This is a genomic window from Catenuloplanes atrovinosus, from assembly GCF_031458235.1.
GTDB classification, from domain to species: Bacteria; Actinomycetota; Actinomycetes; order Mycobacteriales; family Micromonosporaceae; genus Catenuloplanes; species Catenuloplanes atrovinosus.
In genome coordinates, this window is the sequence record NZ_JAVDYB010000001.1 from 8465519 (window position 1) to 8491555 (window position 26037).

General features: G+C 73.2%; 25 protein-coding genes. 12 read left to right on the top strand and 13 right to left on the bottom strand.

Annotated features, from left to right (window positions below):
- Positions 1-2: 2 nt before the first annotated feature.
- Positions 3-695, bottom strand: coding sequence for a TetR/AcrR family transcriptional regulator (locus tag J2S41_RS37845; protein ID WP_310375548.1), 693 nt, complete (start codon positions 693-695; stop codon positions 3-5).
- A gap of 91 nt (positions 696-786) precedes the next feature.
- Here J2S41_RS37845 and trpB point away from each other — a divergent pair, with 91 nt between their 5' ends.
- From trpB to J2S41_RS37860, 3 genes are read left to right on the top strand one after another with little or no spacing between them, the layout of a single operon-like run.
- Positions 787-1929, top strand: a complete 1143-nt coding sequence (gene trpB / locus J2S41_RS37850) for a tryptophan synthase subunit beta (protein ID WP_310375549.1) — start codon at positions 787-789, stop codon at positions 1927-1929.
- Positions 1916-2662: a tryptophan synthase subunit alpha gene (gene trpA, locus J2S41_RS37855; protein ID WP_310375550.1), complete on the top strand. Its 747-nt coding sequence runs from the start codon at positions 1916-1918 to the stop codon at positions 2660-2662. The genes trpB and trpA overlap by 14 nt, the downstream gene beginning before the upstream one ends.
- 50 nt (positions 2663-2712) lie before the next feature.
- Positions 2713-3462 (top strand): GntR family transcriptional regulator, encoded by a 750-nt coding sequence (locus J2S41_RS37860; protein WP_310375552.1) that lies wholly within the window; start codon positions 2713-2715, stop codon positions 3460-3462.
- A 277-nt stretch (positions 3463-3739) separates the two neighbouring features.
- On the opposite strand, the gene glpX is transcribed toward J2S41_RS37860, so the two are convergent.
- On the bottom strand, positions 3740-4747 hold the full coding sequence (gene glpX, locus J2S41_RS37865) for a class II fructose-bisphosphatase (protein ID WP_310375553.1): 1008 nt from the start codon (positions 4745-4747) through the stop codon (positions 3740-3742).
- A gap of 174 nt (positions 4748-4921) precedes the next feature.
- Here glpX and J2S41_RS37870 point away from each other — a divergent pair, with 174 nt between their 5' ends.
- The 3 genes from J2S41_RS37870 (at position 4922) to J2S41_RS37880 (ending at position 7235) form a co-directional block, all read left to right on the top strand.
- Entirely contained in the window at positions 4922-5482 is a 561-nt protein-coding gene (locus J2S41_RS37870) for a DUF4245 domain-containing protein (protein ID WP_310375555.1), read from the top strand.
- A gap of 99 nt (positions 5483-5581) precedes the next feature.
- Positions 5582-6409 (top strand): hypothetical protein, encoded by an 828-nt coding sequence (locus tag J2S41_RS37875; RefSeq protein ID WP_310375557.1) that lies wholly within the window; start codon positions 5582-5584, stop codon positions 6407-6409.
- A 13-nt stretch (positions 6410-6422) separates the two neighbouring features.
- Entirely contained in the window at positions 6423-7235 is an 813-nt protein-coding gene (locus J2S41_RS37880) for a hypothetical protein (protein WP_310375559.1), read from the top strand.
- An 82-nt stretch (positions 7236-7317) separates the two neighbouring features.
- On the opposite strand, the gene J2S41_RS37885 is transcribed toward J2S41_RS37880, so the two are convergent.
- Complete coding sequence (locus J2S41_RS37885; protein ID WP_310375561.1) at positions 7318-7521, bottom strand: exodeoxyribonuclease VII small subunit; 204 nt, start codon at positions 7519-7521, stop codon at positions 7318-7320.
- A complete protein-coding gene (gene xseA, locus J2S41_RS37890; RefSeq protein ID WP_310376840.1) occupies positions 7518-8810 on the bottom strand; it encodes an exodeoxyribonuclease VII large subunit in 1293 nt (430 codons plus the stop codon). The genes J2S41_RS37885 and xseA overlap by 4 nt, the downstream gene beginning before the upstream one ends.
- Before the next feature lie 191 nt (positions 8811-9001).
- Here xseA and J2S41_RS37895 point away from each other — a divergent pair, with 191 nt between their 5' ends.
- On the top strand, positions 9002-9928 hold the full coding sequence (locus J2S41_RS37895) for an NADP-dependent oxidoreductase (RefSeq protein WP_310375562.1): 927 nt from the start codon (positions 9002-9004) through the stop codon (positions 9926-9928).
- Positions 9929-10021: 93 nt separating this feature from the next.
- Here J2S41_RS37895 and J2S41_RS37900 read toward each other — a convergent pair whose 3' ends face one another.
- Positions 10022-10537, bottom strand: a complete 516-nt coding sequence (locus J2S41_RS37900; protein WP_310375564.1) for a hypothetical protein — start codon at positions 10535-10537, stop codon at positions 10022-10024.
- Between the two features lie 98 nt (positions 10538-10635).
- Between J2S41_RS37900 and J2S41_RS37905 the strand changes: the two genes are divergently transcribed.
- Positions 10636-11607, top strand: a complete 972-nt coding sequence (locus J2S41_RS37905) for a 4-hydroxy-3-methylbut-2-enyl diphosphate reductase (RefSeq protein WP_310375566.1) — start codon at positions 10636-10638, stop codon at positions 11605-11607.
- Here the strand turns inward: J2S41_RS37905 and rmuC are convergent.
- On the bottom strand, positions 11570-12733 hold the full coding sequence (gene rmuC / locus J2S41_RS37910) for a DNA recombination protein RmuC (RefSeq protein ID WP_374728229.1): 1164 nt from the start codon (positions 12731-12733) through the stop codon (positions 11570-11572). The two genes, J2S41_RS37905 and rmuC, sit on opposite strands and share 38 nt — an antisense overlap.
- A 123-nt stretch (positions 12734-12856) precedes the next feature.
- Between rmuC and J2S41_RS37915 the strand changes: the two genes are divergently transcribed.
- The 3 genes from J2S41_RS37915 to J2S41_RS37925 are packed head-to-tail and all read left to right on the top strand — an operon-like array spanning position 12857 to position 15062.
- Positions 12857-13618 (top strand): hypothetical protein, encoded by a 762-nt coding sequence (locus tag J2S41_RS37915; RefSeq protein WP_310375568.1) that lies wholly within the window; start codon positions 12857-12859, stop codon positions 13616-13618.
- A gap of 44 nt (positions 13619-13662) precedes the next feature.
- Positions 13663-14391: an MOSC domain-containing protein gene (locus J2S41_RS37920; RefSeq protein WP_310375570.1), complete on the top strand. Its 729-nt coding sequence runs from the start codon at positions 13663-13665 to the stop codon at positions 14389-14391.
- Between the two features lie 47 nt (positions 14392-14438).
- Positions 14439-15062 carry a hypothetical protein gene (locus J2S41_RS37925; protein ID WP_310375572.1) on the top strand — a complete coding sequence of 208 codons (624 nt, stop codon included), beginning with the start codon at positions 14439-14441 and terminating at the stop codon, positions 15060-15062.
- 223 nt (positions 15063-15285) lie between these two features.
- Here J2S41_RS37925 and valS read toward each other — a convergent pair whose 3' ends face one another.
- The 3 genes from valS to J2S41_RS37940 are packed head-to-tail and all read right to left on the bottom strand — an operon-like array spanning position 15286 to position 18966.
- The gene (gene valS / locus J2S41_RS37930; protein WP_310375574.1) at positions 15286-17850 is read right to left on the bottom strand and encodes a valine--tRNA ligase; all 2565 of its coding nucleotides are present in this window, start codon (positions 17848-17850) and stop codon (positions 15286-15288) included.
- A 25-nt stretch (positions 17851-17875) separates the two neighbouring features.
- The gene (locus J2S41_RS37935) at positions 17876-18466 is read right to left on the bottom strand and encodes a hypothetical protein (protein ID WP_310375576.1); all 591 of its coding nucleotides are present in this window, start codon (positions 18464-18466) and stop codon (positions 17876-17878) included.
- Positions 18463-18966, bottom strand: coding sequence for a SigE family RNA polymerase sigma factor (locus tag J2S41_RS37940; RefSeq protein WP_310375577.1), 504 nt, complete (start codon positions 18964-18966; stop codon positions 18463-18465). Before J2S41_RS37940 ends, J2S41_RS37935 begins: the two co-directional genes overlap by 4 nt.
- Positions 18967-19105: 139 nt before the next feature.
- On the opposite strand from J2S41_RS37940, the gene J2S41_RS37945 reads away from it, so the two are divergent.
- Positions 19106-19864 carry a DUF3152 domain-containing protein gene (locus J2S41_RS37945; protein WP_310375578.1) on the top strand — a complete coding sequence of 253 codons (759 nt, stop codon included), beginning with the start codon at positions 19106-19108 and terminating at the stop codon, positions 19862-19864.
- Positions 19865-20221: 357 nt separating this feature from the next.
- Here J2S41_RS37945 and J2S41_RS37950 read toward each other — a convergent pair whose 3' ends face one another.
- The 4 genes from J2S41_RS37950 to J2S41_RS37965 form a co-directional block, all read right to left on the bottom strand.
- On the bottom strand, positions 20222-22093 hold the full coding sequence (locus J2S41_RS37950; protein WP_374728230.1) for an ABC transporter ATP-binding protein: 1872 nt from the start codon (positions 22091-22093) through the stop codon (positions 20222-20224).
- Entirely contained in the window at positions 22090-23772 is a 1683-nt protein-coding gene (locus J2S41_RS37955) for an ABC transporter ATP-binding protein (RefSeq protein ID WP_310375582.1), read from the bottom strand. Before J2S41_RS37955 ends, J2S41_RS37950 begins: the two co-directional genes overlap by 4 nt.
- 157 nt (positions 23773-23929) lie before the next feature.
- On the bottom strand, positions 23930-24436 hold the full coding sequence (locus J2S41_RS37960) for a methylated-DNA--[protein]-cysteine S-methyltransferase (RefSeq protein ID WP_310375584.1): 507 nt from the start codon (positions 24434-24436) through the stop codon (positions 23930-23932).
- Positions 24436-25962: an AlkA N-terminal domain-containing protein gene (locus tag J2S41_RS37965; RefSeq protein WP_374728231.1), complete on the bottom strand. Its 1527-nt coding sequence runs from the start codon at positions 25960-25962 to the stop codon at positions 24436-24438. The genes J2S41_RS37960 and J2S41_RS37965 overlap by 1 nt, the downstream gene beginning before the upstream one ends.
- Positions 25963-26037 lie beyond the last annotated feature (75 nt).

Here is a 26037-nt window from a genome sequence, read left to right on the forward strand (position 1 = left end):
CGTCACGGCAGGCCGATCAGGTCCGCGGCCATGCCGACCTGGTGGTCGAAGAACGCGGGCCGCTCGAAGACGCTGTTCGCCAGGTGGCCGAAGAGGTCGAAGCTGATCAGCCCGAAGATCTGCACCCAGGCGAGCATGGTGCGGGACACCACGTCCGGCGGCAGCTCCGCGTGCATCAGCCGGGCCACCGCCGCCAGCTCGTCCCGGACCACCGGCGGGATCTCGCGCTGCGGCATCCGGGGCGTGATCCGCCCCGCCGCGACCGCGTCCCGCACCACGCCGATCAGCGCGGCCGGCTGGCGGCTGGCCGGCTCGATCGTGTGCTGCGGCGCGGTGTAGCCGGGCACCGGGCTGCCGAAGATCAGCGCGTACTCGGCCGGGTGCCCGACCGCCCACTCGCGCGTCGCCCGCGCGATCGCGAGCAGCCGCCCCCGGTAGTCGTCGCGCGCCACGGTGGCGTCCGCGGCCTCGGCCGCCTCGCCGATCGCGGTGTACGCGTCGATGATCAACGCGGTGAGCAGTTCGTCGCGGCCGGCGAAGTACCGGTACAGCGCGGACGACACCATCCCCATGTCGCGGGCGACCGCGCGGAGCGAGAGGTTCGCGCCGTCGGCGGCCAGGTGACGGCGGGCGACGGCCTTGATCTCGCTGATCATCTCGGCGCGGACGCGCCGGCGCAGCGACGGTGCGGTCATGTCCTCACTCTAGACCGCCGCAATTGTTCTAGAACTCTCGGCAAAGATATGCCACACTCTCGACAGAGTTATAGAACTGTGGAGGTGGGTCATGACCGTGATGGGCGATCCCACGGCGCTCGGCCGGTTCGGCGACTACGGCGGCCGGTTCGTGCCGGAGAGCCTGGTCCCGGCGTGCGCGGAGGTCGAGGCCGCGTTCCGCGAGGCGTGGGCGGACGACGGCTTCCGCAAGGACCTCGACGACCTGCTCACCGTGTACGCCGGACGGCCCACCCCGGTCACGCCGGCCCGCCGCCTCTCCGCGGAGCTCGGGCTGACGCTGCTGCTCAAGCGCGAGGACCTGGCGCACACCGGCAGCCACAAGATCAATAACGTGCTGGGGCAGGCACTGCTCGCCCGCCGGATGGGCAAGCGCCGGCTGCTCGCGGAGACCGGGGCCGGCCAGCACGGCGTCGCCGCCGCCACCGCGGCCGCGCTGCTCGGGCTGGAGTGCGTGGTGTTCATGGGCGAGCGCGACATCGAGCGGCAGGCGCCGAACGTGCGCCGCATGCGGATGCTCGGCGCCACCGTCGTGCCGGTCGGCTCCGGCAGCCGCACGCTCAAGGACGCCACCAACGAGGCCATGCGACGGTGGGTGGCCGACACCGCGGAGGCGTACTACTGCATCGGCTCGGTGATGGGCCCGCACCCGTACCCGTGGATGGTCCGGCAGTTCCAGCGGGTCATCGGCGACGAGGCGCGTACTCAGGTCGACCGCGTGCCGGACGTGGTGGTGGCGTGCGTGGGCGGCGGGTCGAACGCGGCCGGCACGTTCGCCGGCTTCGCCGACACCGGCGCGCGGCTGGTCGGCGTGGAAGCGGCCGGCGGCGCCGCCATCACCGACGGCGCGCCCGGCGTGCTGCACGGGCACCGGTCGATGGTGCTCCAGGACGCCCACGGGCAGATCACCGAGGCGGAGTCGATCGCGGCCGGGCTCGACTACCCCGGCATCGGGCCGGAGCACGCCCACCTGGCCGCGATCGGCCGGGCTCACTACGCCTGCGCCGGGGACGCCGAGGTGGTCGAGGCCGTGCACCGGCTGGCCCGGACCGAGGGGATCATCCCGGCGCTGGAGTCCGCGCACGCGCTCGCCTGGATCCTGCGCTCCGCCGGCGACCTGGCCGGGCAGACCGTCCTGATGACCCTCTCCGGCCGCGGCGACAAGGACATGGAGATGTTCAATGATCTTCCCTGACAAGACCCACCCCAGGCTGGTGCCGTACGTGACCGGCGGCATCGCGGACGACTGGACCGACTGCCTGCGCGCGTACGCGGACAACGGCGCGGACGCGATCGAGATCGGCCTGCCCTTCTCCGACCCGATGCTGGACGGGCCGACCATCCAGGAGGCCTCCGACCGCGCGCTGGCCCGCGGCGCCACCCTGGACCGCATCCTCGCCGAGGTCCGCGCGGTCCGCACCACCGTGCCGCTGATCGTGATGACCTACGCCAACCTGGCGATCCGCACCGGCTTCTGCGCACGCCTGGCGGACGCCGGCATCCGCGGCCTGATCGTGCCGGACGCGCCGCTCGACGAGGCCGCCCCGCTCCGCGACGCCGCCGGCGCCGCCGGCCTCGACCTGATCCCGCTGGCCGCGCCGTCCACCCCGCCCGCCCGGCTGCGCGACATCGCGGCCGGCGCGCGGGGCTTCGTCTACGCCGTCTCGGTGCTCGGCACCACCGGCGAACGCTCCCGGCTCGACCCGGCCGCGGGCACCCTGGCCACCGCGCTCCGCGCGCTCACCGACCTTCCGGTGCTGATCGGCTTCGGCGTCTCCACCCCCTCCCAGGCCGCCGCGGCGATCGAGCACGCGGACGGGGTGGTGGTCGCGTCGGCCCTGATGCGCCGCCTGCTCGACGGCGCCTCCCCCGCCGACCTCGGCGCGACGATCGCCACCTTCCACGAGGCGATGCGGTCCCGGCGCTAGCCGGCGCCGGGTGGGCCGGTGCCGCCGGTTCGGGCGCTAGTGTCGGGCGGGTGGAGACGCGGGAGCGGCGCGAGCCGAAGTATCTGACGATCGCCGCGGATCTGGCCGCGAAGATCCGGGCGGGGGAGTACGCGCCCGGCGCCGCGCTTCCGCCACAGCGGGAACTGAGCGTGGCGTACGGCGTCACGCTCGCCACGCTCCGCGCCGCGCTGGCCCGGCTGGAGTCGGACGGGCTGCTCAGCCAGCAGGCTGGCCGGGGCACGTTCGTGGCCGAGCCGGCCGCGGCGTACCGGCTGGACTCCCTCCGCAGCCTCGCCGACGACCTGCGCGAACAGGGCCACGTGGTCGGCACCGACCTGATCGGCATCGGCCCCCGCAAGGCCCCGGCCTGGGCCACCGACGCGCTCGGCCTGCCGCCCGGCGACCGGATCACCCGCGTGGAACGCGTCCGCCTGATCGCCGGCCGCCCCGCACTGCACCAGATCTCCTGGGTCCGATCGCCCTACGGCACCCCGCTGCTCGACGTCGACTTCGCCCGCACCTCGCTCTACCACGCCCTCGCCGACCAGGGCGTGGTCGTCCACCGCGCCCACGAACGCCTCCGCCCCGACGTGCTGCGCCCCCCGATCGCACCCCTGCTCCGGCAACCCGAGGGCACCCCGGTCTTCCTCAGCGACCGGGTCACCTACGGCCTGGACGGCATCCCGGTCGTCATGGACCGCGCCACCATCCTCGGCACCACCATGGAGATCCGCGCCGAACGCACCGCCGCCGGCCTCTCCCTGCGCTGGCACGCCTGACCCCGCGCCGGTCGTCGACCCCCGAGCACCCCGCGACAGGCGCTCCGCGCCCGAAATCTCGGCATATCGCGGCCGACGGTTGATCACTCGCGCGACTCTGTGAGCCTCAGGCACGTCATTCGAGCGGAATAACGAATGTGACCCCGCGGGACCGGCAGGGAGGAGCGCCGGCGACGACCGGTGCCCGCGGGAGCATGCGGACCGCGACCACGCCGGAAGCGGGAAAGAAAGGCCTGGCGGATCGCGCGGGAGCATCCGCCAGGCCGGAGGGCCGGTGTCAGAGCTGGCCGTCGAAGTTGATGGAGGAGTAGAGGGCGAGTTTCTCGAGGCGGTGGAAGGAGTCGATGGTGCGGATGGTGCCGCTCTTGGAGCGCATCACGATCGACTGGGTGTAGGCGCCGCCGGAGCGGTAGCGGACGCCCTTGAGGAGGTCGCCGCTGGTGACGCCGGTGGCGACGAAGAAGCAGTTGTCGCCGGTGACCAGGTCGTCGGTGGTGAGGACGCGGTCGAGGTCGTGGCCGGCGGCCAGGGCCTTCTCGCGCTCGGCCGGGTCCTGGGGCCAGAGTTTGGCCTGGATCTCGCCGCCCATGCACTTGAGCGCGCAGGCGGCGGTGATGCCCTCGGGCGTGCCGCCGATGCCCATCAGCACGTCGACCTCGGCGTTCTCGCGGGCGGCGGAGATGGCGCCGGCGATGTCGCCGTCGGAGATGAACTTGATCCGGGCGCCGGCGTCGCGGACTTCCTTGATCAGGTTGGCGTGGCGGGGGCGGTCGAGGATGCAGACCGTGACGTCGGAGACGCTGCCGCCCTTGACCTTGGCGATCCGGCGGAGGTTCTCCTGCACGCCGGCCTCGATGTCGATGACGTCGGCGTACTCGGGGCCCACGGCCAGCTTCTCCATGTAGAAGACGGCGCTCGGGTCGAACATGGCGCCGCGCTGGGCGGCGGCCAGCACCGCGATCGAGCCGGGCATGCCCTTGGCCATCAGCGTGGTGCCGTCGATCGGGTCGACCGCGACGTCGACCTCGGGGCCGGTCTGGTCGCCGACGATCTCGCCGTTGTAGAGCATCGGGGCGTTGTCCTTCTCGCCCTCGCCGATCACCACGACGCCGCGCATGGAGATGGAGTTGATCAGCTTGCGCAAGGCGTCGACGGCCGCGCCGTCCCCGCCCTCCTTGTCGCCGCGGCCCACCCAGCGGCCGGCGGCCATGGCGGCGGCCTCGGTCACGCGGACCAGTTCGAGGGCCAGGTTGCGGTCGAGATCCTGCGGGATGTTGGCGGGCATGCGGCCTCCTCGCTACGTTGCGGAGTCGGTCGATCGCCGTACGCGGTGCGTGGGCGTCTTCATCCGATCCTGGCACGGCGATTCGCCCGGGAGGTAGATGTCCGGCCAGTGGTGTCCGTCGCGCGCGGGTGTGCCGGATGGCACCGCGACGGGCGCATCCGTCAGGATGGGTACGTGGACGCGGCAGCCTCGGCACAGGACCAGCCTCCGGCGCAGCAGCCGGTGACCCGGCACGAGCGGAACTGGAAGGACATGGTCCTGTCGCTGCTGGCCATCATGGTGCCGGTGGCGCTGATGGTCGGCTTCTACCGCTATGTCCTGGACGGCGAGGAGCCGATCGTGGTCGACACCGCGCCGGCGATCGAGGCGGCGCGGGCCTCCCGCGCGTTCCCGGTGCTCGAGCCGGCCGGCCTCGGTGAGGGGTGGCGGCCGACCAGCGCCGGCTTCCGCACGGTCGAGGGCGGAAAATCCCTTCGCATCGGGTACGTCAGCCCGTCCGACGGCGCGGTCCTGCTGATCGAGAGCACGGTCCCGACCGAGAAGCTGCTGCCCGCGGAGCTGACCACCGCCGCGCGCCCCGGCGAGCGCACCACGATCGACGGCCGGGAGTGGCAGTCGTACTCGGCCCGCCCGGGCGAAAGCGCGCTGGTGCAGCTCAGTCCGGAGCGCACCGTTGTGATCGTCGGCACAGGTGAACGGGACGACCTGCGCGAACTGGCCGACAGCCTGGGCTGAGCGCCGCACGGCGCCGAATAATCGCGAGGAATCGTCGGACCCCGTCGGTACGGTCTTCACAGTTTTCTTCCAGCACCCTCCGATGGAGAGAAATCCATAGTGAAGACCACACGGGGTTTCCACGCCGGCATCGCCGGTCTCGCCGCGGTCGCGGTCGCCCTCGGCGGCTGCGGTGCGCAGGGGAGCGCGGCACCGGCCCCCGCCTCGGCCTCGGCCACCGCCCAGGCCGTTCCGGCCGACCCCAAGGCGGCGCTCGCCGCATCCGTCAACGCGATCAACGTCGACACGCACTACGCGTTCGCCGTCGACTCCGCCTCGATGAAGACCTCCGGCGTCGTGCACGGGCCCACCCGTTCCATGGCGCTGACCTCGACGATGACCGGCGAGCCCGCGTTCTCGATGGAGCTGTACTACGTCGAGCCGCACAGTACGTACATGCGGACCGACGTGTTCGCCGTGCTGGCCGAGGCCTTCGGCGCCGGCACCGCGGAGCTCACGCCGCTCGGCCTCGACGGTGAGAAGTGGCTGAGGTTCGACCCGGCGCGGGCGCGGGACTTCACCGCCATCTCGTTCGCGGACACCGACCTGGCCGACGTCGCCGAGCCGCTCGGCAAGGGCCTGGTCTCCGCCGAGCAGACCGGTCCGGGGCAGTACAAGGGGGTGGCGAACCTCTACGACCACACCCCGTCGGAGTACGTGATGTTCCGGGATGAGGACGGGCTCGACGAGAAGCTCAAGGCCGTGCCGTTCACCGCGGCGCTCGACGCCCAGGGCCGGCTCACGTCGGTGGCCTACGACATCGGCGGCGCGCCGCTCACCATCACGTTCTCCGAGTACGGGTCGGCCGCCGCGCCGGCCAAGCCCGCCGGCGCGGACGTGGTCGAGGCCACCGACGCGACGTACTCGCAACTCGACAGCCAGTCCTGAGGGGATCGCGGACATGCCCAGGTCACTCACCGCGATCACCGCGGCCGTCACGCTGTCGGCGCTGCTCGCCGGCTGCGCCACCGTCCCCGGCGGCACCGCCGCCCCGGCGCCCTCGATCTCCTCCGCGCCCGCGGTCGATCCGAAGGCGGCGCTCGCCTCCGCGTTCGCCGCGATGGAGGAGGGCCGCTACGCCTACGACATCGCCTACGATCCGGGTGTCGGCGGCACGGTCCTGGTCGACAACGACTCCGGGTCGATCCACGCGACCGTGACGATCACCGGCGAGGACGACTCGTCGATGACGTTCGAGTACCACATCACCGACGAGTTCCTGTTCATGAAGATGGACATGAGCGCCATCGCCGCGGAGCTCGGCGGCGGGCCGGTGCCGGAGGGCCTCGACGGGCGGAAGTGGATCCGGATCAGCCCGGAGCGGGCCGGCGGCCTCACCGAGAGCATGGACCAGATCGCGCTCGACCCGGCCTACGTCGAGCGCAGCATCCGGACGATCACGCAGCGGACCCCGCACACGTTCAGCGGCACGATCGACCTGACCACGCTCACCCCGAAGCGGTTCGGCCGCCTCGACCAGGACCCGGAGACGAAGGCGTTCGAGGACGCGGCGAAGAACGTGCCGTTCCGCGCGGAGACCGACGTCAAGGGCCGCATCTCGGTCTTCACGGCGACCGTGGAGGTCGACGGCGAGCCGATGATCATGTCGCTGCAATTCCGCGGCTGGGGCGAGGTCGCGTTCCCACCGGTGCCCGGCCCGGGAACGTATGTCGACCCGCCGGCCGGGTTCTCCGGCGCGGAGGTCACGGCCTGATCCGGCCCTCCGGCGCGGGTGGTCCGCCACTCGCGCCGGAGGCGCCGGTGCCGCTGCTCGACGCGGGAGGCGCCGGTGGCCGCTACTGCGCGCGTGCCTCGCGGGCCGCGTCGAGCTTGGCGCGGGCGCCGTCCAGCCAGCGCTGGCAGATCGCGGCCAGCTCCTCGCCGCGCTCCCAGAGCGCCAGCGACTCCTCCAGCGAGGTGCCGCCGGCCTCCAGCCGCTCGACGACGCGGCCCAGTTCCTCGCGCGCCTGCTCGTAGCTCAGCTTCTGCTCCGTGGTCATGCACTGTCCTTCCGGGACTTGCGGGGCTTCGGGGTGGTCGCGCCGGCCGCGGAGTCGTCCGTGACGACCGCGGAGAGTGAGCCGGTGGCCAGGCGGACCCGCAGCGGTGTGCCCGGACCGGCCTCGTCGGCGGCCCGGACCACGTGGCCGTCTGCGGTGCGCTGGACGATCGCGTACCCCCGCTGGAGCGTCGCGGCCGGGGAGAGCGCGCGCAGCCGGGCCAGCGTGTGGGACAGCTCGTTGGCGGCGGTGGCCAGCCGGTGGCCGAGCGTGCGCTCGCCGCGGTCGCGCAGCGCGACCACCTCGGACGCACGCTGGTCGATCATCACGTGCGGGCGGGCGAGCACCGGGCGGGAGCGCCACGCCTCGATGCGCTGCGACTCGCGGTCCAGGCGGTGCAGCACCGCGCGGTCCAGCCGGTGCCGGGCCAGCGAGATCAGCCGCTGCTCCTCGGCCAGGTCCGGGACCAGGCGTTTCGCGGCGTCGGTGGGGGTGGACGCGCGGACGTCGGCCACGTAGTCCAGCAGCGGCGTGTCCTCCTCGTGCCCGATCGCGCTGACCACGGGCGTGCGGCAGGCGAACACGGCCCGGCACAGCGCCTCGTCGGAGAACGGCAGCAGGTCCTCCACGCTGCCGCCGCCGCGCGCGATCACGATGACGTCGACGGTGGGGTCGTCGTCCAGCACCTTCAGCGCGTCGAGGATCTGCGGCACCGCGGACACGCCCTGGGTGGCCACGTTGATCACGCGGAAGTCCACGGCCGGCCACCGGCGTCGCGCGTTCGTCAGCACGTCGCGCTCGGCCGCGGACGCCCGGCCGGTGATCAGGCCGATGCGTTGCGGCAGAAACGGCGGCCGTCGCTTCCGCTCGCGCGCGAACAGGCCCTCCGCGCCGAGCAGCCGCTTCAGCTTCTCCAGCCGGGCCAGCAACTCACCCAGCCCGACCTGCCGGATCTCGTCGGCCCGGAAGCTGAGCGTGCCGCGCGCCGCATAGAACTCCGGCTTCGCGTGCAGAACCACGCGCGCGCCCTCGGACAGCTCGGGCGCGCCGACGCTGAGCACCTCGTGGCTGGTGGTCACGGTCAGGCTCAGTTCCGCGGCCGGGTCGCGCAGCGTGATGAAGACGGTGCCGCTGCCCGGCCGGCGGCTGATCTGCGCCACCTGCCCGTCGACCCAGACCCAGCCGAGCTTGGCGATCCAGGCGCTGACCTTCTGGCTGACCACGCGCACCGGCCACGGCTCGTCCGGCGTGCTGGCACCCGGGGCGCCCGGCGCGCTCGGCGCACCCAGCGCGCCGCCGCCGCGAGGGGTCTGTGTCACCCCCACACCCTAGAACCACCCTCCGACAGTCCCGCCCGCCCGGGACCGGGGGCCGCGGACGCGCTGTCGTCCGGCTCACACCCCGATCAGTTGCTTTGAATCCGAAGCAAGTCCTACTCTTCGATTACTACGAAGTCGAAGCAATGTTCGAGGAGATCGCCATGAAGGCAGTGCGGTTCCATGAGTACGGCGACCCGTCCGTCCTGCGGTACGAGGACGTGGAGCGGCCCGTCCCCGGCGCCGGGCAGGTGCGCATCCGGGTCGCGGCGACGTCGTTCAACGGCGTGGACGGCAACATCCGGGCCGGCTACATGCGGGGCCCGATCCCGGTGACGCTGCCGCACACGCCGGGACTCGACGTGTCCGGCACGGTCGACGCGCTGGGCGAGGGCGTGGACACCGTCACGGCCGGCGACGCGGTCATCGGATTCCTGCCGATGACCGGCACCGGCGCGGCCGCGGAATACGTGATCGCCCCGGCCGGCATCCTGGCGCCGGCGCCCGCGAGCATCCCGCTGCCGGACGCCGCCGCGCTGCCGGTGGTGGGCCTGACCGCGTGGCAGGCGCTGTTCGACCACGCCCGGGTGACCGCGGGCCGGCGGGTGCTGATCAACGGCGCGGGCGGCGCGGTCGGCCGCTACGCCGTGCAACTGGCCAAGAACGCGGGCGCCTACGTGATCGCGACGGCCGCGCCGCGCAGCAGCGAGCGCGTCGCGGCGGCCGACGAGGTCGTCGACTACACCACCACCGAGGTGACCGCGGCCGTCGCCGAGCCGGTCGACGTGGTGCTCAACCTCGCGCCGATCTCCCCGGAGCGGCTCGCCGCGCTGGTCACGCTGATCCGGCCCGGCGGCGTGCTGGTGAACACCACCGTGTGGATGCCCGCGCCGGGCGACGAGGCGCGCGACGTGCGCGGCATCGACCTCTTCGTGCGCAGCGACGCGGCCCAGCTCGCCCACCTGGCGAGCCTGGTCGACGCCGGTGAGCTGCGGGTTGACGTCGCCGCGCGGGTGCCGCTGGCGGAACTCGCGTCGGTCCACGCCGACCCGGCCGCCACGTCCGGCAAGACCGTCATCGTCGTCGCCTGACTCTTTCCTCCCGCGACTTCCTGGCCGGGCACCGCGCCGAACCGGCGGCCTGCTCCGAGTCGTGACGCCGCCACCCGGACGCGGGTGGCGGTGTCACGCGCGGGACCGGGCGGCGCGCACCGCCACGGTGACCAGCACGGCCAGGACCAGGCCGCAGTACGCCCAGAACAGCGCGTCCGCCGCCGCGTACCCCCAGTCCGGGCGCCACGGCACGTCGGACAGCGCGGCCCGGGCCACCGCCACCGACTCGCCCGGCGCGGTCCGGTGCGCCGCGTGCAGCGGATAGCCGAGCCGCAGCGTGTACGAGAACGCCTCCACCGAGCCCTGCTCGCGCACCAGCAGCGACGCCGCGGTCCCGGCCGGCCCGGCGACCGCCGCGGCGCCCAGCGTCCACCGGGTCAGCACGCCCCACCGCGACGCGTACAGCAGCAGCGCGCCGCCGGCCAGGTAGCCGGCGGCCAGCACGACGAGCCGGGAACTGGTCGCCGTGGTCGCCGACATGTAGATCAGCCAGCCGCCGGCGAGCATGCTGAGCAGGGCGAGACTGCGGCGCAGCGCGATCGGCACCGCCGCGCCCAGTGAGGCGAGTCCGCCCTGTTCATCCGGCATGTGGATATTTTGTGCCGGGCCCGAGCGGGACGGGGCGGAACGTGTGCGGTGGGTCGCACGATCACGGGGTACGGCGGCGGGGTGCGTACCATGGCGGTGTGAGCGAGACGAGCCGTAAGCGGGTCCTGCTGGCCAAGCCGCGTGGCTACTGCGCGGGCGTGGATCGGGCGGTGCAGACCGTCGAAGAGTCGCTGAAACTCTACGGTGCGCCGATCTACGTGCGTAAGCAGATCGTGCACAACAGGCACGTGGTCACCTCGCTGGAGGCCAAGGGTGCGATCTTCGTGGAGGAGAACGAGGAGGTGCCGGAGGGCGCCACCGTCATCTTCTCCGCGCACGGGGTGGCGCCGGAGGTGCACGAGTCGGCGAAGGCCCGCAACCTGCGCGCCATCGACGCGACCTGCCCGCTGGTGACCAAGGTGCACAACGAGGCCCGCCGGTTCGCGGCCGAGGACTACGACATCCTGCTCATCGGCCACGAGGGCCACGAAGAGGTCATCGGCACCGCCGGTGAGGCGCCCGCGCACGTCCAGCTGGTCGACGGCCCGGACGGCGTGGACAAGGTGACCGTCCGCGACCCGTCCAAGGTCGTGTGGCTCTCCCAGACCACGCTCTCCGTCGACGAGACCATGGAGACCGTGGCCAAGCTGAAGACGAAGCTGCCGCTGCTGGTCTCGCCGCCGAGCGACGACATCTGCTACGCCACCTCCAACCGGCAGCACGTGGTCAAGGAGATCGCGCCGGACTGCGACGTGGTGATCGTGGTCGGCTCCACCAACTCGTCGAACTCGGTGCGTCTGGTCGAGGTCGCGCTGCAGTACGGCGCGAAGGCCGGCCACCTGGTCGACTTCGCCCACGAGATCCAGGACGAGTGGCTGGAGGGCGCCACCACGGTCGGCCTGACCTCCGGCGCCAGCGTGCCGGACGACCTGGTCATGGACGTGCTGACGCACCTGGCCGCGCGCGGCTTCGCCGACGTGGAGGAGATCCTCACGGCGGAGGAGCGGCTGACGTTCTCCCTGCCGCAGGAACTCAAGCGGGATATGAAGAAGGCCGTTCAAGCTCGGTGAGCTCCGGCGCCTGCGGTTGCCGCGGCGCGATCTCCAGCTGCGCGGGCGTCTCCAGCACGTCACCGGAGACGCCCAGGTCGGCGAGCTTGCGCGCGCTGACCAGCACGCGTGACTCCAGCGAGCCGACCGCCCGGTTGTACGCGGTGACCGCGCCGCCGAGCGCCGACCCCAGCTTGCCCACGTGGTCGCCGAGCGTGGACAGCCGGCCGTAGAGCTCCCGGGCCAGCCCGTGCACCACGGTCGCGTTCCGGGTCAGCTCCGAGTGCCGCCAGCCGTGCGCGATCGTGCGCAGCAGCGCCATCAGCGTGGCCGGCGTGGCCAGCACGACGTTGCGGGCGAACGCGTGCTCCAGCAGCATCGGGTCGCGCTGCAACGCGGAGTCGAGGAACGGGTCGGCCGGCACGAACAGCACCACGAAGTCCGGCGTGTCGTCGAACGCGGTCCAGTACGACTTCGCGGCCAGCGCGTCCACGTGCGCGCGCAGGTGCCGGGCGTGCGCGTCCAGGTGCGTGTCCCGGGTGCGCTCGTCCCGGGCCTCCATCGCGGACAGGTAACCCTCGAACGGCGCCTTCGCGTCCACCACCACGGTCCGGCCGCCGTGCAGCCGCACCACCAGGTCGGGCCGGACGGTGGCGGCGTCGGTCGCGGCCGTCACCTGCTCCGCGAAGTCGCAGTGTTCCAGCATCCCGGCCGCCTCCACCACCCGCCGCAACTGGTGCTCGCCCCACCGGCCGCGCACCTGCGGCGCCCGCAGCGCGGCGACCAGCTGCTTCGTCTCGGTCTGCAGCCCGCCCGCGACCGCGTTCATGGCCCGGACCTGTTCGCGCAGCTCCGCGTACGCGTCCACGCGCTCGTGCTCCAGTTCGGCCACGCGCGCCTCGTACCGGCGCAGCGCCTCGTGCAGCGGCGCCACCGCGCGGGCCACCGCCTCCTGCGACTGCGCGGTCGACTCGAACGACAGCGCGCGCAGCGACGCCTCCAGCCGCTGCTCGCCCTCGCGGGTCGCCGCGAGCGTCGCCTCCAGCCGGGCCAGGTCGGCCGAGGAGCGGGAGCGGGCCAGCAGCCAGCCGAGCGCGCCGCCCGTACCGAGGCAGACGATCACCACGAGCACCGTCGAGAGTTCCACCCCACCGAGGATGCCGCAGCGGGCGCCGCGCGGCCGGGACCGCCACGGCCGGAATCCGAGAAACCGTCAGAACTCAGCAGACTCACAGGGCGGCGCACGGTGTCGCGGAGCTACCGTTCATTCATGGAGTACGTGCTGTTCCTCGTCCTGGCCGTGATGATCGTCGGATTCCTCTTCTACTGGCGGCAGGCGGCCGCGTCCCGGCGGGAGCGCGAGCTGGCGGACGCCCGCGCCGACGCCCACCGGTGGTACGAGCGGCTCGGCGGCCAGGTGATGAACCTGCACGGCGACGACCCCGCGGCCCGGCAGGCGCTCGCCGACGCGTCCGAGCGCTACAACGCGGCCGGCGGCCAGCTCGACCAGGCCCGCACGCTCCGGCAGTTCGAGCTGGCCCGGGAGACCGCGCTGGAGGGCCTCGCCTACATCCGGGCCGCCCGCACCGCGATGGGCATCGACCCCGGCCCGGAGCTGCCGCAGCTCGCGGCCGCCCGCGGCGCCGGCACGCTCACCAAGGACCGCGAGGTCAGCGTGCAGGGCCAGACGTTCCGGGCGGGCCCGCACTCCAGTCCGCAGACGCCGTACTACTACCCCGGCGGCCGGGTGAACGGCCGCCCGGTGCCCCAGGGGTGGTACTCGACGCCGGTCTGGAAGACCGCGCTCGGCACGGCCGCCGGCGTGGTCGGCGGCATGCTGATCTTCGACGCGCTGTTCTCGCCCGCGTTCGCCGACCCGGGCATGGCCGGCTTCGACGAGGGCTACGCCGACGGCTACCAGGAGGGCTTCGAGGACGCGGGCGGCGGTGATTTCGGCGGCGGAGAAGACGTCGGCGGGGGCGATTTCGGCGGCGGTGACTTCGGCGGTGGCGACTTCGGGGGTGACTTCTAGGCGGGTCGGTTGACAGCTTCACCGCGGCTCGACAGGGTTGGCAGGTGAGGCACGGGATCGAGGTCGGCAGGGTCGCCGCGCTCTGGCGCTACCCGGTCAAGTCGATGGCCGCGGAGCCGCTGGACAGCGCGGAGCTGTCCTGGCACGGTCTCGCCGGCGACCGCCGCTGGGCGTTCGTCCGCGACGTCCCCGCGCGCAACGGCTTCCCGTGGCTGACCATCCGGGAGCGGCCGGATCTGCTGCACTACCGCCCGTGGCTGGCCGAGCCGGACCGCCCGGACGCCTCGCCGGTCCTGGTCACCACGCCCGCGGGGGAGAAGCTCGACGTCGCCGACCCCGCCCTCGCCGCCGAGCTCGGCGACGGCGTACGCGTCATGAAGCTCAACCGCGGCCTGTTCGACTCCGCGCCGCTCAGCCTGCTCAGCACCCGCTCGGTCGACGGCCTGTCCCGTCTGCTCGACGACGCCGAGGTCGACCCGCTGCGCTTCCGCCCGAACCTGCTGATCGAGCCCGGCGACACCGCCCCCGCGTTCCCGGAGGAGGCGTGGATCGGCGCGACGCTGTCCATCGGCGGCGCCCGCCTCCACCCGGACCGCCGTGACAAACGCTGCATGATCGTGAATGTGGACCCGGTCACCGCCCGCCGCGACCCCGGCATCCTGCGCGCCATCGCCCGCCACCGCGACGTGTGCTTCGGCGTCTACGCCTCACCGGTCGAACCCGGCCCGGTGGCCGTCGGCGACCCGGTGGTGGTGACCTCCGCCGAGAGGTAGTGCTAGCCGGATGGCTCCGCCGCCCTCCGCTTGGCAGAGTCGATGCCGTGACCACCACCTCGGAGACCCCGCCCGCCCGGTACGTCGCCGCGCTCGGCCTCGGCATCGCGCTGCTCACCGTCATGGTGCTCAACCTGATCTTCGGCGACACCGGACGCCCCTGGGCCAACGCGATCCTGCTCCCCGCCGCCCTGATCGTCACCTCCGGCCTGGTCCTGCTCACCCGCGGCCGCGGCTACACGTTCCTCGGCTACCTCATCCTCTGCGCCGGCCTGATCGTCGCCACCGTCGGCGCCCTGCTGATCGCGAAGCGGATGACCTGGGGCTGGCCGCTGATGATCACGCTGCCCTGCCTGGCCGTCGCCGGCACCTACCTCTGGGCCCCACGCCACCCCGTGGCCCGCGCCCTGCACCGCACCGTCGCCGGCCTCGCGCTCCTCGCCGCCACGCTCGGCCCCGCCTTCCTCCTGCTCCGCACCGCCCTCTTCACCTGGCCGGCACACTGGTGGGCGCTCTACATGATCGCCGCCGGCGCCGTCGTCCTCCTCAACGCCCTCGAACTCCCCCGCCACCCCATCCGCTACCGCCTCCAGGGCGCCACCCTCCTCGCCGGCCCCGCAATCATTGCCATGCTGCTCGGCTTCCGCTTCCTGACCGGCGCGCTCCCGTAGCGGGGCTCCACGTCCCGCTCCCGGCCAGGTCCGGCCCCGCATGCTCCACTCACCCCACCCCGTCACCGGCACGCCTTGCCGGTCGGGTCGCCGTTGAACGTCGCCGCGGACAGTAGGGACGGCTTCGGGCTTCGCTGTCGAAGACGGCCATGGAGCGGGCCGCCCAGGCGCCCCGGCAAACGATCTACCGGGGCCCGGGCGGCGCCACCTCAGCTGCGGCCGGTCAGAAAGCGCAGGCGATGACCAGGTCGGCCGTGCGGTCCGGAAGCCGGTCCAGTTTGCCGATCCGGGCCGCGGCCCGCAGATCGTCCTCGACCAGCGCCAACCGCTCCAGCACCGCCGCCGGCCCGAGCGCCTCCGCCAGCGGCACCTCCGCCCTCATCGACAGCTTGCGCTCCGACTTGGCCCGGCGGACCTGGGACAGTGCCTCCCCGGCCAGGGCCAGCAGCGACGCATCGATGAGGCCGGAGTCGGAGGCGGAACCGGCGGACAGCTCGTGCACCGTCGGCCACGGCGCGCGGTGCACGGACCCGTACCGCCACCACGACCACGCCTCCTCGGTCGCGTACGGCAGGAACGGGGCGAACAGGCGCAGCTGCACCTCCAGCGCGACCGCCAGCGCGGCGCGCGCCGAGACCGAGGCCGGCCCCTCGCCGTACGCCCGCTCCTTGACCAGCTCGATGTAGTCGTCGCAGAACGTCCAGAAGAACGTCTCCGCGGCCTGGAGCGCGCCGGTGTGGTCGTACGCGGCGAGCGCGTCCGTGGCGGTGCGGACCACGCCGGCCAGGCCGGCCAGCATCGCCCGGTCCAGCGGTTCCGTCGCCGGCTCGCGGAGCGCGGACGCGGCGCCGAGGCCCAGCACGAACTTGGACGCGTTCAAGATCTTGGTAGCGAGCCGGCGGCCGACCTTGATCTGTCCGGGGTCGAACGCGAGGTCGGTGCCGGGCCGCCCGCTGGCCGCCCAGTACCGGACCGCGTCCGCGCCGTGCTGCTCGAGCAGCGCGATCGGCGTGACCACGTTCCCCTTGGACTTGGACATCTTCTTGCGGTCCGGGTCGAGAATCCATCCGGAGAGGACGGTGTCCCGCCACGGCAGCACGCCGTGCTCCAGGTGCGACCGGACGACGGAGGAGAACAGCCAGGTACGGATGATCTCCTGCCCCTGCGGCCGCAGGTCCATCGGGAAGACCCGGGCAAACAGGTCCTCGTCCCGCATCCAGCCGCCGACGATCTGCGGGGTGAGCGAGGAGGTCGCCCAGGTGTCCATCACGTCCGGGTCCGCGATGAAGCCACCGGCGCGTCCACGGTGAACTTCGACAAAACCGGGCGGACACTCGGAAGAGGGATCAATCGGCAACGAGGACTCGTCCGGTGTGAGAGGGTTGTCGTAATCCGGCTCGCCAGCGTTGTCGAGCCGGTACCAGACGGGGATCGGCACGCCGAAGAAGCGCTGCCGGCTGATCAGCCAGTCCCCGGTCAGGCCGCCCACCCAGTGTTCGTACCGGTGGTGCATGTGCCCGGGCACCCAGTTCAGCTCGCGGCCCCGCTCCAGCAGCTCGTCGCGCAGGCCCGCGTCCCGGCCGCCGTTGCGGACGTACCACTGCCGGGTCGCGACGATCTCCAGCGGCGACTCACCGTTCTCGTAGAACTTGACCGGGTGCGTGATCGGCCGCGGCTCGCCGATCATCTCGCCGGACCCGGTCAGCAGCCCGACGATCTCCTTCCGCGCCGCGGCGACGGTCAGCCCGGCCAGCCGCTCGTAGGGCGCGGCGTCGAGCGCGCCGGGCAGCAGCCGCCCGTCCCGGCCGATCGCGACGCGCGTGGGAAGGCGCAGCTCACGCCACCAGACGACGTCCGTGAGGTCGCCGAACGTGCAGACCATCGCGATGCCGGTGCCCTTGTCCGGCGCGGCCAGCGGATGCGCGTGCACCGGGACCTCGATCCCGAACAGCGGCGTGGTGACCGTACCCCCGACGAGGTCCTTGTATCGGTCGTCGGACGGGTGGCAGACCAGCGCGACGCAGGCCGGGAGCAGCTCCGGGCGCGTCGTGTCGATCAGGACGTCGGCGCCGCCGGGACCGTGGAAGACCAGCCGATGGTACGCACCCGGCCGCTCCCGATCCTCCAGCTCCGCCTGCGCGACCGCGGTCCGGAAGCCGACGTCCCACAGCGTGGGCGCGTCCGCCGTGTACGCCTCACCGCGCCGCAGGTTCCGCAGGAACGCGCGCTGCGACGCGGCCCGCGCCGCCTCGCCGATCGTGGTGTACGTCAGCGACCAGTCGACGGACAGCCCGAGCCGCCGCCACAGCGCCTCGAACTCCCGCTCGTCCTCCGCGGTCAGCGACGCGCACAGCTCGACGAAGTTGCGGCGCGAGATCGAGACCGGGTGCTTGCGCGCCTCCGCGGAGATCGGCCGGGCCGGCGGCGTCCAGGCCGGGTCGTAGGGCAGCGCCGGGTCGCAGCGCACGCCGTACACGTTCTGCACCCGGCGCTCGGTGGGCAGGCCGTTGTCGTCCCAGCCCATCGGGTAGAACACGGTCTTGCCGCGCATGCGCTGGAAGCGCGCGACCGTGTCGGTGTGCGTGTACGAGAAGACGTGTCCCATGTGCAGCTCGCCGGATACGGTCGGCGGAGGCGTGTCGATCGCGTACACGTCGGCGCGGTCCCTCGACCGGTCGAACGCGTACGTACCCTCCTCCTGCCAGCGGCGCGACCAGGTGTCCTCGAGCCCGTCCAGCGTCGGGCGCTCGGGAACACCGGCGCGCGCGGAACGCTCCGTGTCCGTCATGCGCCAAGGGTACGGCCGTCCCGGATCAGATCACCCGTGGATTTCCCACCACCGGATCCGGCGACTCGACCGCCGGGAACCAGAAGACCACGATGCCCGGGTCGTCCGGCCACGGCCAGCGCTGTGCCTCCTCGGTCCGCCCGTCGATCTCCGCCACGATCCGGTCCGCCGGTCCCACGTGGTAGCCGAACACCACGCCCGTCTCGCCCGGCACCGTGAACACGTGGAAGCCGGGCACGCGGTCCGACGCGCCGTCCGACATCTCGGCCTGCACCACCAGCGACTCGCCGAGCGCCCAGCCGGTGACCAGCAGCAGCCGCCCGTCCGGGCCGCGCTCCAACTGGAGAATCCGCCCGTCCGGCGCGCCGGTCCGGATCCACCCGGCGGACGGCGCGGTCTCCCCGGCCGCGACCGGCCCCACCGGCGGGTCCGGCCGGTACAGCACCGGCACCGCCACGCCGGCGGCCAGCACGGCCGCGGCGGTCCCCGCCACGATCAGCCGGCGGCGCCAGCGCAGCCGGCGACCCTTCGCGACGATCACGTCGAGGTCGATCGTGCCCGCCTCCGGGCCGAGCGGCGCGTGCAGCTCGCGGCGCAGATCCTCCAGCTCGGTCACGGCAGCTCTCCCTTCAGCGCGGGCTCGCCGATCCGCGAGCGCAGCTTCTGCAACGCCCGCGCGTTCATGCTCTTCACGGTGCCGACCGTGATCCCGAGTTCGTCCGCGACCGCCGTCTCGGTCAGGTCGAAGTAGTGCCGGAGCACGATCACCGCCCGTTCCCGCGCGGTGAGCAGCGCCAGCGCCTCGACCAGCCAGCGCTGCCGGGAGACGCCCTCGGCCACGTCCGCGGGGTCCCGCCGGTCGGGCAGCTCCGCGGTCGCGTACTCGCGGATCGGCCGCCGCCAGCCGTCACGGACGTGGTTGACCAGGATCGCACGGGCGTACGCGTACGGGTCCTGCCGCCGGATCCGCCGCCAGGACGCGTACGTGCGGACCATCGCGGTCTGCGCCGCGTCCTCGGCCCGGTGCCGATCGCCGGTGAGCAGGAAGGCCGCGTGCAGCAGCCGGCCCGACGCCTCCCGCGCGAACTCGGCGAACTCCCGATCTCCCCGGCCCACCGTCACCCCCTTCGCACGCTCCGTCGTCCCTGCCATGACGGACGAGCCGGCCGGAAGGTTGCCGGTTCCGCCAGACAACTTTCACCCTGAGGAGACCGTCAACTGGGCAGCACATCGGAGGACGACGGGAGCATCACTCATGTGGAGGAAGACACTGGTCGCGGCGCTGTGCGCGATCTCGGTGACCGGATGCGGCACCGTCGCGCCCGCACCGGGGTCCCCGCGCTCCGCACCGCCGCTGCCGGTCGCGATGACCGCGGCGCCCACGCCCGCCCCGTCCGAGCTCGACGCCCCACCCGAGATCACCTTCCCCGGCGACGGCCCCGGCACCTGGCGGATCGCGGCCGGCCCCGGCGACACCGCGGGCCGGTCCGGCACGCTGCTGCGCTACCGGATCGCGGTCGAGGACGGCATCGAGGGCGTCTCGCCCGACGAGTTCGCCGACGAGGTCGCCGACGTGCTGGGCGACGACCGGAGCTGGATCACCGGCGGCCAGTGGCGGCTGCGCCGCGCCGCCCCCGGCGAACACCCCGACTTCACGATCTTTCTGGCCACCCCCGGCACCCGCGACGAACTCTGCCAGATGGGCACCGACCGCTACACCTCCTGCCGCAACGGCGACCGTGTGGTCCTCAACGTCGCCCGCTGGGCCGGCGGCGTCCCCCACTGGCGCGGCCCCCTCCCGGAATACCGCGCCTACCTGATCAACCACGAGGTCGGCCACCGCCTCCACCAGGGTCACGAACTCTGCCCCGAACCCGGCGGCCCCGCCCCCGTCATGCAACAGCAGACCCTCGCCCTGCACGGCTGCACCCCCAACGGCTGGCCCTACCCCAACGGCCACGACCGCCTGGCCGGCCCCTCCGGCGCCTACGACGACCCCCTGCCGACCTCCTGAAAGACGTTGGCCGACTCCGGGGACGACCCCGGACCCCGATCTTCCCGCTCCCAGCCCGGTCCGGTCCGCATGCTCCCGCGGGCAAACCTCCGGCTTCCCTCCGACTCCGCTGGCGCTCCGCTCCGGTCCGCCGGTCGGAGCCGGCGTCCGTGTGGTCACCGAAGACCCCGCGAGTCGCGCTCACCCTCTCCCCGCAGCGCGCCATCCGTCCCGCTTTGCTCTGCTTACCCGGGCGGGTCGGGCGCGTCTTCCGGCCCGCTTTGCTCTGCTTACCCGCGCGGGGGCGGCGACGATCGGCTACCTGGGCGAGGCGCGGTCCGCGGGCGACAGGGCCGGCGCACGTGCGGGAAGCCGGGCTCAGATGAGGGACTCGCGCCACTGCTGGTGGAGGGCGGCGTAGCGGCCGCCGGCGTGGATCAGCGAGGACGGCGGGCCGTCCTCGACCACGCGCCCCTCGTGCAGCACCAGCACCCGGTCCGCGATCTCCACCGTGGACAGCCGGTGCGCGATGACCAGTGCGGTGCGGTCCGCCAGGATGGTGCGCAGCGCGCGCTGGACCAGGCGCTCGCTCGGCACGTCGAGTGCGGACGTGGCCTCGTCCAGGATCAGCACCGCCGGGTCCGCGAGGAACGCCCGGGCGAACGCGACGAGCTGCCGCTGCCCGGCGGAGAGCCGGCCGCCGCGTTTGTGCACGTCCGTGTCGTATCCGTCCGGCAGGCGGCGGATGAACTCGTCCGCGCCGATGGTCGCGGCCGCCGCGCGTACCTCCTCGTCACCGGCGTCCGGACGGCCGAACCGGATGTTGTCCGCGATCGTGCCGGAGAAGATGTGGTTCTCCTGCGTCACCATGACGACCGCGCGGCGAAGCTGGGCGTCCGCGAGTTCGCGCAGGTCGACGCCGTCCAGCCGGACCGCGCCGGTCGTCGGGTCGTAGAACCGGGCGGCCAGCTTCGCGATCGTGGACTTGCCGGCGCCGGTCGCGCCGACCAGCGCCACGGTCTGCCCGGCCGCGATCTCGACCGACAGTTCGGGCAGCACCACCTTCCCCGGCCGGTACGCGAACTCGATGCCGGACAGCTCCACCCGGCCCGGCGGACGGCCGGCCGGCAGCGCGCGTGGCCGCTCCGGCTCCGGCACGGACGGCTTCTCGTCCAGCACGGCGGCCAGCTTCTCCAGTGCCGCGGTGGCGGACTGCAGCGCGTTGTAGAACTGGCTCAGCTCCTGCATCGGCTCGAAGAACCGGCGCAGGTAGAGCAGGAACGCGGCCAGCACGCCCACCTCGGCCCGGCCGTGCATCACCTGCCAGCCGCCGTAGGTGAGCAGCACCGCCACGGTCACGTTGCCGATCAGCTTGATCGTGGGGGAGTAGATCGCGATCAGCCGGTACGCGTGTAGCGTGGCCCGCCGGTTGTCGTCGTTTATCCCGGCGAATATCTGCTGGTTGCGCGGCTCGCGCCGGAACGCGTGCACGGCCCGGATGCCGCCCAGCGACTCCCCGAACCAGACGATCAGCAGCGCCACCGCCTCGCGGCTGCGCCGGTAGGCCAGCGACGACGCCCGCGCGAACCACCGCGAGATCAGCAGCAGGAACGGGAACGACAGCAGCGTGACCAGCGCCAGTGGCACGTCCAGCCAGAGCAGGATGCCGGTCACGGAGAGCACGGACAGCCCGGCCAGCACCAGGTCGTCGATGCCGCCGTCGAAGAGTTCCGCGATCGAGTCCATGTCGCTGGTCAGCCGTGCCACCATCCGCCCGGACGTGTACCGCTCGTGGAACCCGACGCTGAGCCGCTGGAACGTGTCGTACACCCGTTGCCGCAGGTCGAACAGCACGGCCTGGCCGATCCGCGCGGAGAGCAGCAGGAACCCGCGCTTCGTGGCGTACTCGGTGAGCGCGGCGGCCAGGAACGCGGTGCCGAGCAGCAGCAACAGCCCGGCGTCGCCGTGGCCGGCCAGCGGCGGTATGCCCCGGTCGATGATCAGCATGACCAGGAACGGCCCGGCCATGCCCGCCGCGTTCTGCAGTAGCAGCAGCGCGACCGCGCCGCCGAGCAGTCGCCGGTGCGGCCGCAGAAGATCACCGAGCAGACGCCGGCTGCGGGTACGCAGCCGCAGCACCGCGCGTTCGTCCGGCGCCTCGGCCGCGGCCCGCTCCGCGTCCTCCTCGACGGCCCGGCCGCGCCACGCCTTCCGGTCGGCCGTCACGCCGGCCCCGCCCGGCGCGCTCATGATCCTTGAGCCGGTGCGGTCTCGGCGGCCAGCACCGCGCGGTACGCCGGCACGGTCGCCAGCAGCTCGGAGTGCGTGCCGACGGCCGCGATCCGCCCGTCCGCGAGCAGCGCGACCCGGTCCGCGTGCGCGATCGTGGACGGCCGGTGCACCACCAGCAGCGCGGTCGTGCCCTTCAGCACACGGGCCAGCGCGTCGTCGACCAGCGCCTCGGTGTGCACGTCCAGCGCGGAGAGCGGGTCGTCGAGCACCAGCACGCGCGGGCGGGCGAGCACGGCCCGGGCCAGCGCGAGCCGCTGCCGCTGCCCCCCGGAGAGCGACAGCCCCTGCTCGCCGATCCGGGTCTCCAGGCCCCAGGGCAGGTCGTAGACGTAACCGGCCTGGGTGACCGCGAGCGCCTCGGCGATCTGCTCGTCGGTGGCCCCGGGCGCGCCCAGCGTGACGTTCTCCCGGACCGACATGGAGAACAGCACCGGCTCCTCGAACGCCACGCCGACCAGGCCGCGCAGGCAGTCCAACCGGATGTCGCGCAGGTCGGTGCCGTCCAGCGTGATGTGGCCGGCGGTCGTGTCGTACAGCCGGGGGACCAGCGAGACCAGCGACGTCTTGCCGCTGCCGGTGACGCCGACGATCGCCATCGTCTCGCCGGGCCGCACCTCCAGGTCGACGCCGCGCAGCACCTCCTGGGTGGTGCCGGGATAGCGGAAGTGCACGTCGTGGAAGACGATCCGGCCGGGCCCGGGCTCCACGGCGCGCGCGTGCGGCGTGTCCGTGACCGCGGGCCGCGTGTCCATCACCTCGAAGACGCGGTCGGCCGCGGTCATCGACTCCTGCCCGTTCGCGATGATCCAGCCCAGCGACTCGATCGGCCAGATCAGCATCAGCTGCAACGACGCGAACGCGACCAGCCGGCCGATGGTCAGCTCGCCGTTCGCCACCGCGAGCGAGCCGCCGACCAGCACCACGGCCAGCGTCAGGTTCGGCACCAGGTCGAACTTGGCGGACGCGCGGGACAGCAGCACGGCCTTGTCGACCGCGATGTCGCGCAGCTCGCCGATCTCGTCCGCGAACCGTGCGGCCATGAAGCGGCTGCGGCCGTACGACCGGATGGTCCGCAGCCCGAGCGCGGTCTCCTCGACCAGCGTGGCCACGTCGCCCTGCTGTTCCTGGAGCGCGCGCGAGGCCTGGAGGTATCCGCGGGCGAACTGCCGCGCGAAGATGAACAGCGGCACCGCGCTGGCGGCCACGACCAGGCCGAGCGGCCAGTAGAGCCGGATCAGCATGGCTGTCACCGTCACGTAGGTGATCGTGTTGACCACCAGGTAGATCAGCCCGAACGACAGGAACCGCCGGATCACGCCGAGGTCGCTGGTGGCACGGGAGAGCAACTGCCCGGACTGCCACCGGTCGTGGAAGGACACCGGCAGTCGCTGGAGGTGGGCGTACAGGTCGTCCCGGATCGCCGCCTCCAGCCCGACCGCGGCGGCCGCGTGCGTCCAGCGCCGGACGAAGATCAGTGCGGCCTCGACCACGCCGAACGCCAGCGCCAGCGCGCCGAGCAGCAGCAACCCGCGGGTGTCACCGCGCGCGACGGGCCCGTCCACGACCCGCTGCACCACCAGCGGGACGGCCAGGCTCGCACCGGCCCCGCCGAGCCCGGTCAGGAGCAACCAGAGCATCTGCCATCGGTACGGACGGAGATAACGCCTAACTCGCCATAAATTCCGTGCAGGCCGATGGTGTGGGCCAATACTCAGAGTCCAGTGGCGATCACGCTGCACACAGTGACGGTAGCAACTTCCTCGATATCCGCTCGATGGGAGGCATCCAGCGCCGTCACACCCGGGCCTCGTGATCGAGCAGCCAGCGCTTGACGTCCAGGCCCCAGCGGTAACCGCCGAGCCTCTGATCGGTGCGCAACACCCGGTGACACGGCACGAAGAACGCCACCGCGTTCCGCGCGCAGGCCGCCGCTGCCGCCCGCACCGCCGCCGGCCGCCCGGACAACTCGGCGAAGCGCGTGTAACTGACCGGCTCGCCCGCCTTGATCCGGCGCATCACCTCCCAGGCGTGCGCCATGAACACGCCACCGGTGTGCTGATGCACCGCCACGTCGTCGATCGCGGTCAGATCACCGTCCAGGTAGGACCGCACCTTCGCGGTGACATCACCCAGGTCCGCGCGCTCCCGCGGCTCGCCGCCGCGCAGGGTCGGGTGGATCAGCGCCACCAGGCCCGGCACGTCCGCGGTGAAACCGGTGGCGCGCACCCGCCCGTCCGGCCCGGCCACGATGGTCAGCGGCCCGGCCGGCGTCGGCATGGTCGCGTAGTCCAATGTGATCATCATTGCTCTCCTCGAATCTCGGGGGTGGAGAAACCGGCGGTCACCAGGGCGGGAGCCGCCGCCGCGCGCCACAGCCGGATCAGCGCGTACGACCGCCAGGGACGCCAGCGCTCCGCGCGCGCGACCAGCGCGGCGGGCGTGTGCGGCAGGCCGAGCGCCGCCGCGCCCTTGCGCACGGCCAGGTCGGTGGGGAGCAGCACGTCCGGGTCGCCGAGCGCGCGCAGCGCCACGTAACCCGCGGTCCACGCGCCGATCCCGGGCAGCGCGGTCAGCCGGGCGGTGATCTCCACCCGATCGGCCCCCGGATCGAGCGTCAGCCCGCCCGCCACCGCCGCCGCCAGCGCACGCAGCGTCTCCCGCCGCGCGGCCGGCATCCGGAACGCCGAATCCGGCAGCGCCAGCAGCCGCTCCGCGCCCGGAAAAGGCACCAGCCCGTCACGCGCGCACCCGTCGTCGGCGGGCTCGCGGGCCGCGGCGGTGACCAGGTGTTTCAGGACCGCTCGGGCGGAGGCGACCGAGATCTGCTGGCCGATCACCGCGCGCAGGGCCATCTCGAAGCCGTCGACCGCGCGCGGGACACGCACGCCCGGCTCGTCCGACACCGAGGGCGAGAGATGCGGGTCGGCGTCGAGCGTGCCGTCGATCGCGTCCGGGTCGGCGTCGAGGTCGAGCAGGCGGCGGCAGCGGGCCACCGCGGGCGCCACGTCGCGCATGTCGGCCATCCGCAGCGTGGCCGCCACGTAACCGGGACGCGGCGTCAGCTCGGCGATCGCCGGACCGTTCGGCAGCGCCAGCGCGCGCCGGTAGGTCTCGCCGTCCGCCTCCTCCACGCCGGGAATCGCGCGGGCCGCCAGGAAGCCGAGCAGCGCGGGCGCGTGCAGCGGCGCGCGATAGGACATCCGCAGGTGGACCACGCCGGGCCCGGCCGCCCCGGCCGGGCCGGGCAGCGTCCACCCGGCGCGCTGCCGCCGCATCTCGCGCAGCCGGGACGGGCTGGCGTCGAAGACCTGCTGCATCGTCTCGTTGAACTGCCGCACGCTGCCGAAACCGGCCGCGAACGCGATCTCCGTCAGGCCCAGCCCGGTGGTCTCGATCAAGATCCGCGCGGTCTGCGCGCGCTGCGCCCGGGCCAGCGCCAACGGGCCGGCGCCCACCTCGGCCGCGAGCATGCGGTGCAGGTGCCGCTCCGTGTAACCGAGCCGACGGGCCAGCCCGGACACGCCCTCGCGGTCGACCACGCCGTCGCCGATCAGCCGCATGGCACGGCCCACCGCGTCGGCCCGCGAATCCCACTCCGGCGAGCCGGGCGCCGCGTCCGGCCGGCAGCGCCGGCAGGCACGGAACCCGTTGCCCTGCGCGGCGGCGGCGGACGGGTAGAACCGCACGTTCTCCCGGCGCGGGGTGACGGCCGGGCAGGACGGCCGGCAGTAGATGCCGGTCGACGTCACGGCCGTGAAGAACCACCCGTCGAACCGCGGATCGCGGCTGTCCACGGCCCGGTAGCAGCGCTCGAAGTCCAACTCCACGCCTTCGATCCTGCCCCCGCCGCCCGGCCGGTGGCTCGCGGGTTTCGGACATCACCGTGACCGGTCCGCCGGTCG

What these genes read in the sequence shown, in the direction of transcription:
- trpA (WP_310375550.1), top strand. Translation starts at nt 1,916, where the DNA reads ATGATCTTCCCTGACAAGACCCACCCCAGGCTGGTGCCGTACGTGACC.
- J2S41_RS37960 (WP_310375584.1), bottom strand. Translation starts at nt 24,436, where the DNA reads ATGATCACATTGGACTACGCGACCATGCCGACGCCGGCCGGGCCGCTG.
- J2S41_RS37845 (WP_310375548.1), bottom strand. Translation starts at nt 695, where the DNA reads ATGACCGCACCGTCGCTGCGCCGGCGCGTCCGCGCCGAGATGATCAGC.
- J2S41_RS37900 (WP_310375564.1), bottom strand. Translation starts at nt 10,537, where the DNA reads ATGCCGGATGAACAGGGCGGACTCGCCTCACTGGGCGCGGCGGTGCCG.
- J2S41_RS37895 (WP_310375562.1), top strand. Translation starts at nt 9,002, where the DNA reads ATGAAGGCAGTGCGGTTCCATGAGTACGGCGACCCGTCCGTCCTGCGG.
- J2S41_RS37880 (WP_310375559.1), top strand. Translation starts at nt 6,423, where the DNA reads ATGCCCAGGTCACTCACCGCGATCACCGCGGCCGTCACGCTGTCGGCG.
- J2S41_RS37945 (WP_310375578.1), top strand. Translation starts at nt 19,106, where the DNA reads ATGTGGAGGAAGACACTGGTCGCGGCGCTGTGCGCGATCTCGGTGACC.
- J2S41_RS37955 (WP_310375582.1), bottom strand. Translation starts at nt 23,772, where the DNA reads ATGCTCTGGTTGCTCCTGACCGGGCTCGGCGGGGCCGGTGCGAGCCTG.
- glpX (WP_310375553.1), bottom strand. Translation starts at nt 4,747, where the DNA reads ATGCCCGCCAACATCCCGCAGGATCTCGACCGCAACCTGGCCCTCGAA.
- J2S41_RS37885 (WP_310375561.1), bottom strand. Translation starts at nt 7,521, where the DNA reads ATGACCACGGAGCAGAAGCTGAGCTACGAGCAGGCGCGCGAGGAACTG.
- valS (WP_310375574.1), bottom strand. Translation starts at nt 17,850, where the DNA reads ATGACGGACACGGAGCGTTCCGCGCGCGCCGGTGTTCCCGAGCGCCCG.
- trpB (WP_310375549.1), top strand. Translation starts at nt 787, where the DNA reads ATGACCGTGATGGGCGATCCCACGGCGCTCGGCCGGTTCGGCGACTAC.
- J2S41_RS37950 (WP_374728230.1), bottom strand. Translation starts at nt 22,093, where the DNA reads ATGAGCGCGCCGGGCGGGGCCGGCGTGACGGCCGACCGGAAGGCGTGG.
- J2S41_RS37915 (WP_310375568.1), top strand. Translation starts at nt 12,857, where the DNA reads ATGGAGTACGTGCTGTTCCTCGTCCTGGCCGTGATGATCGTCGGATTC.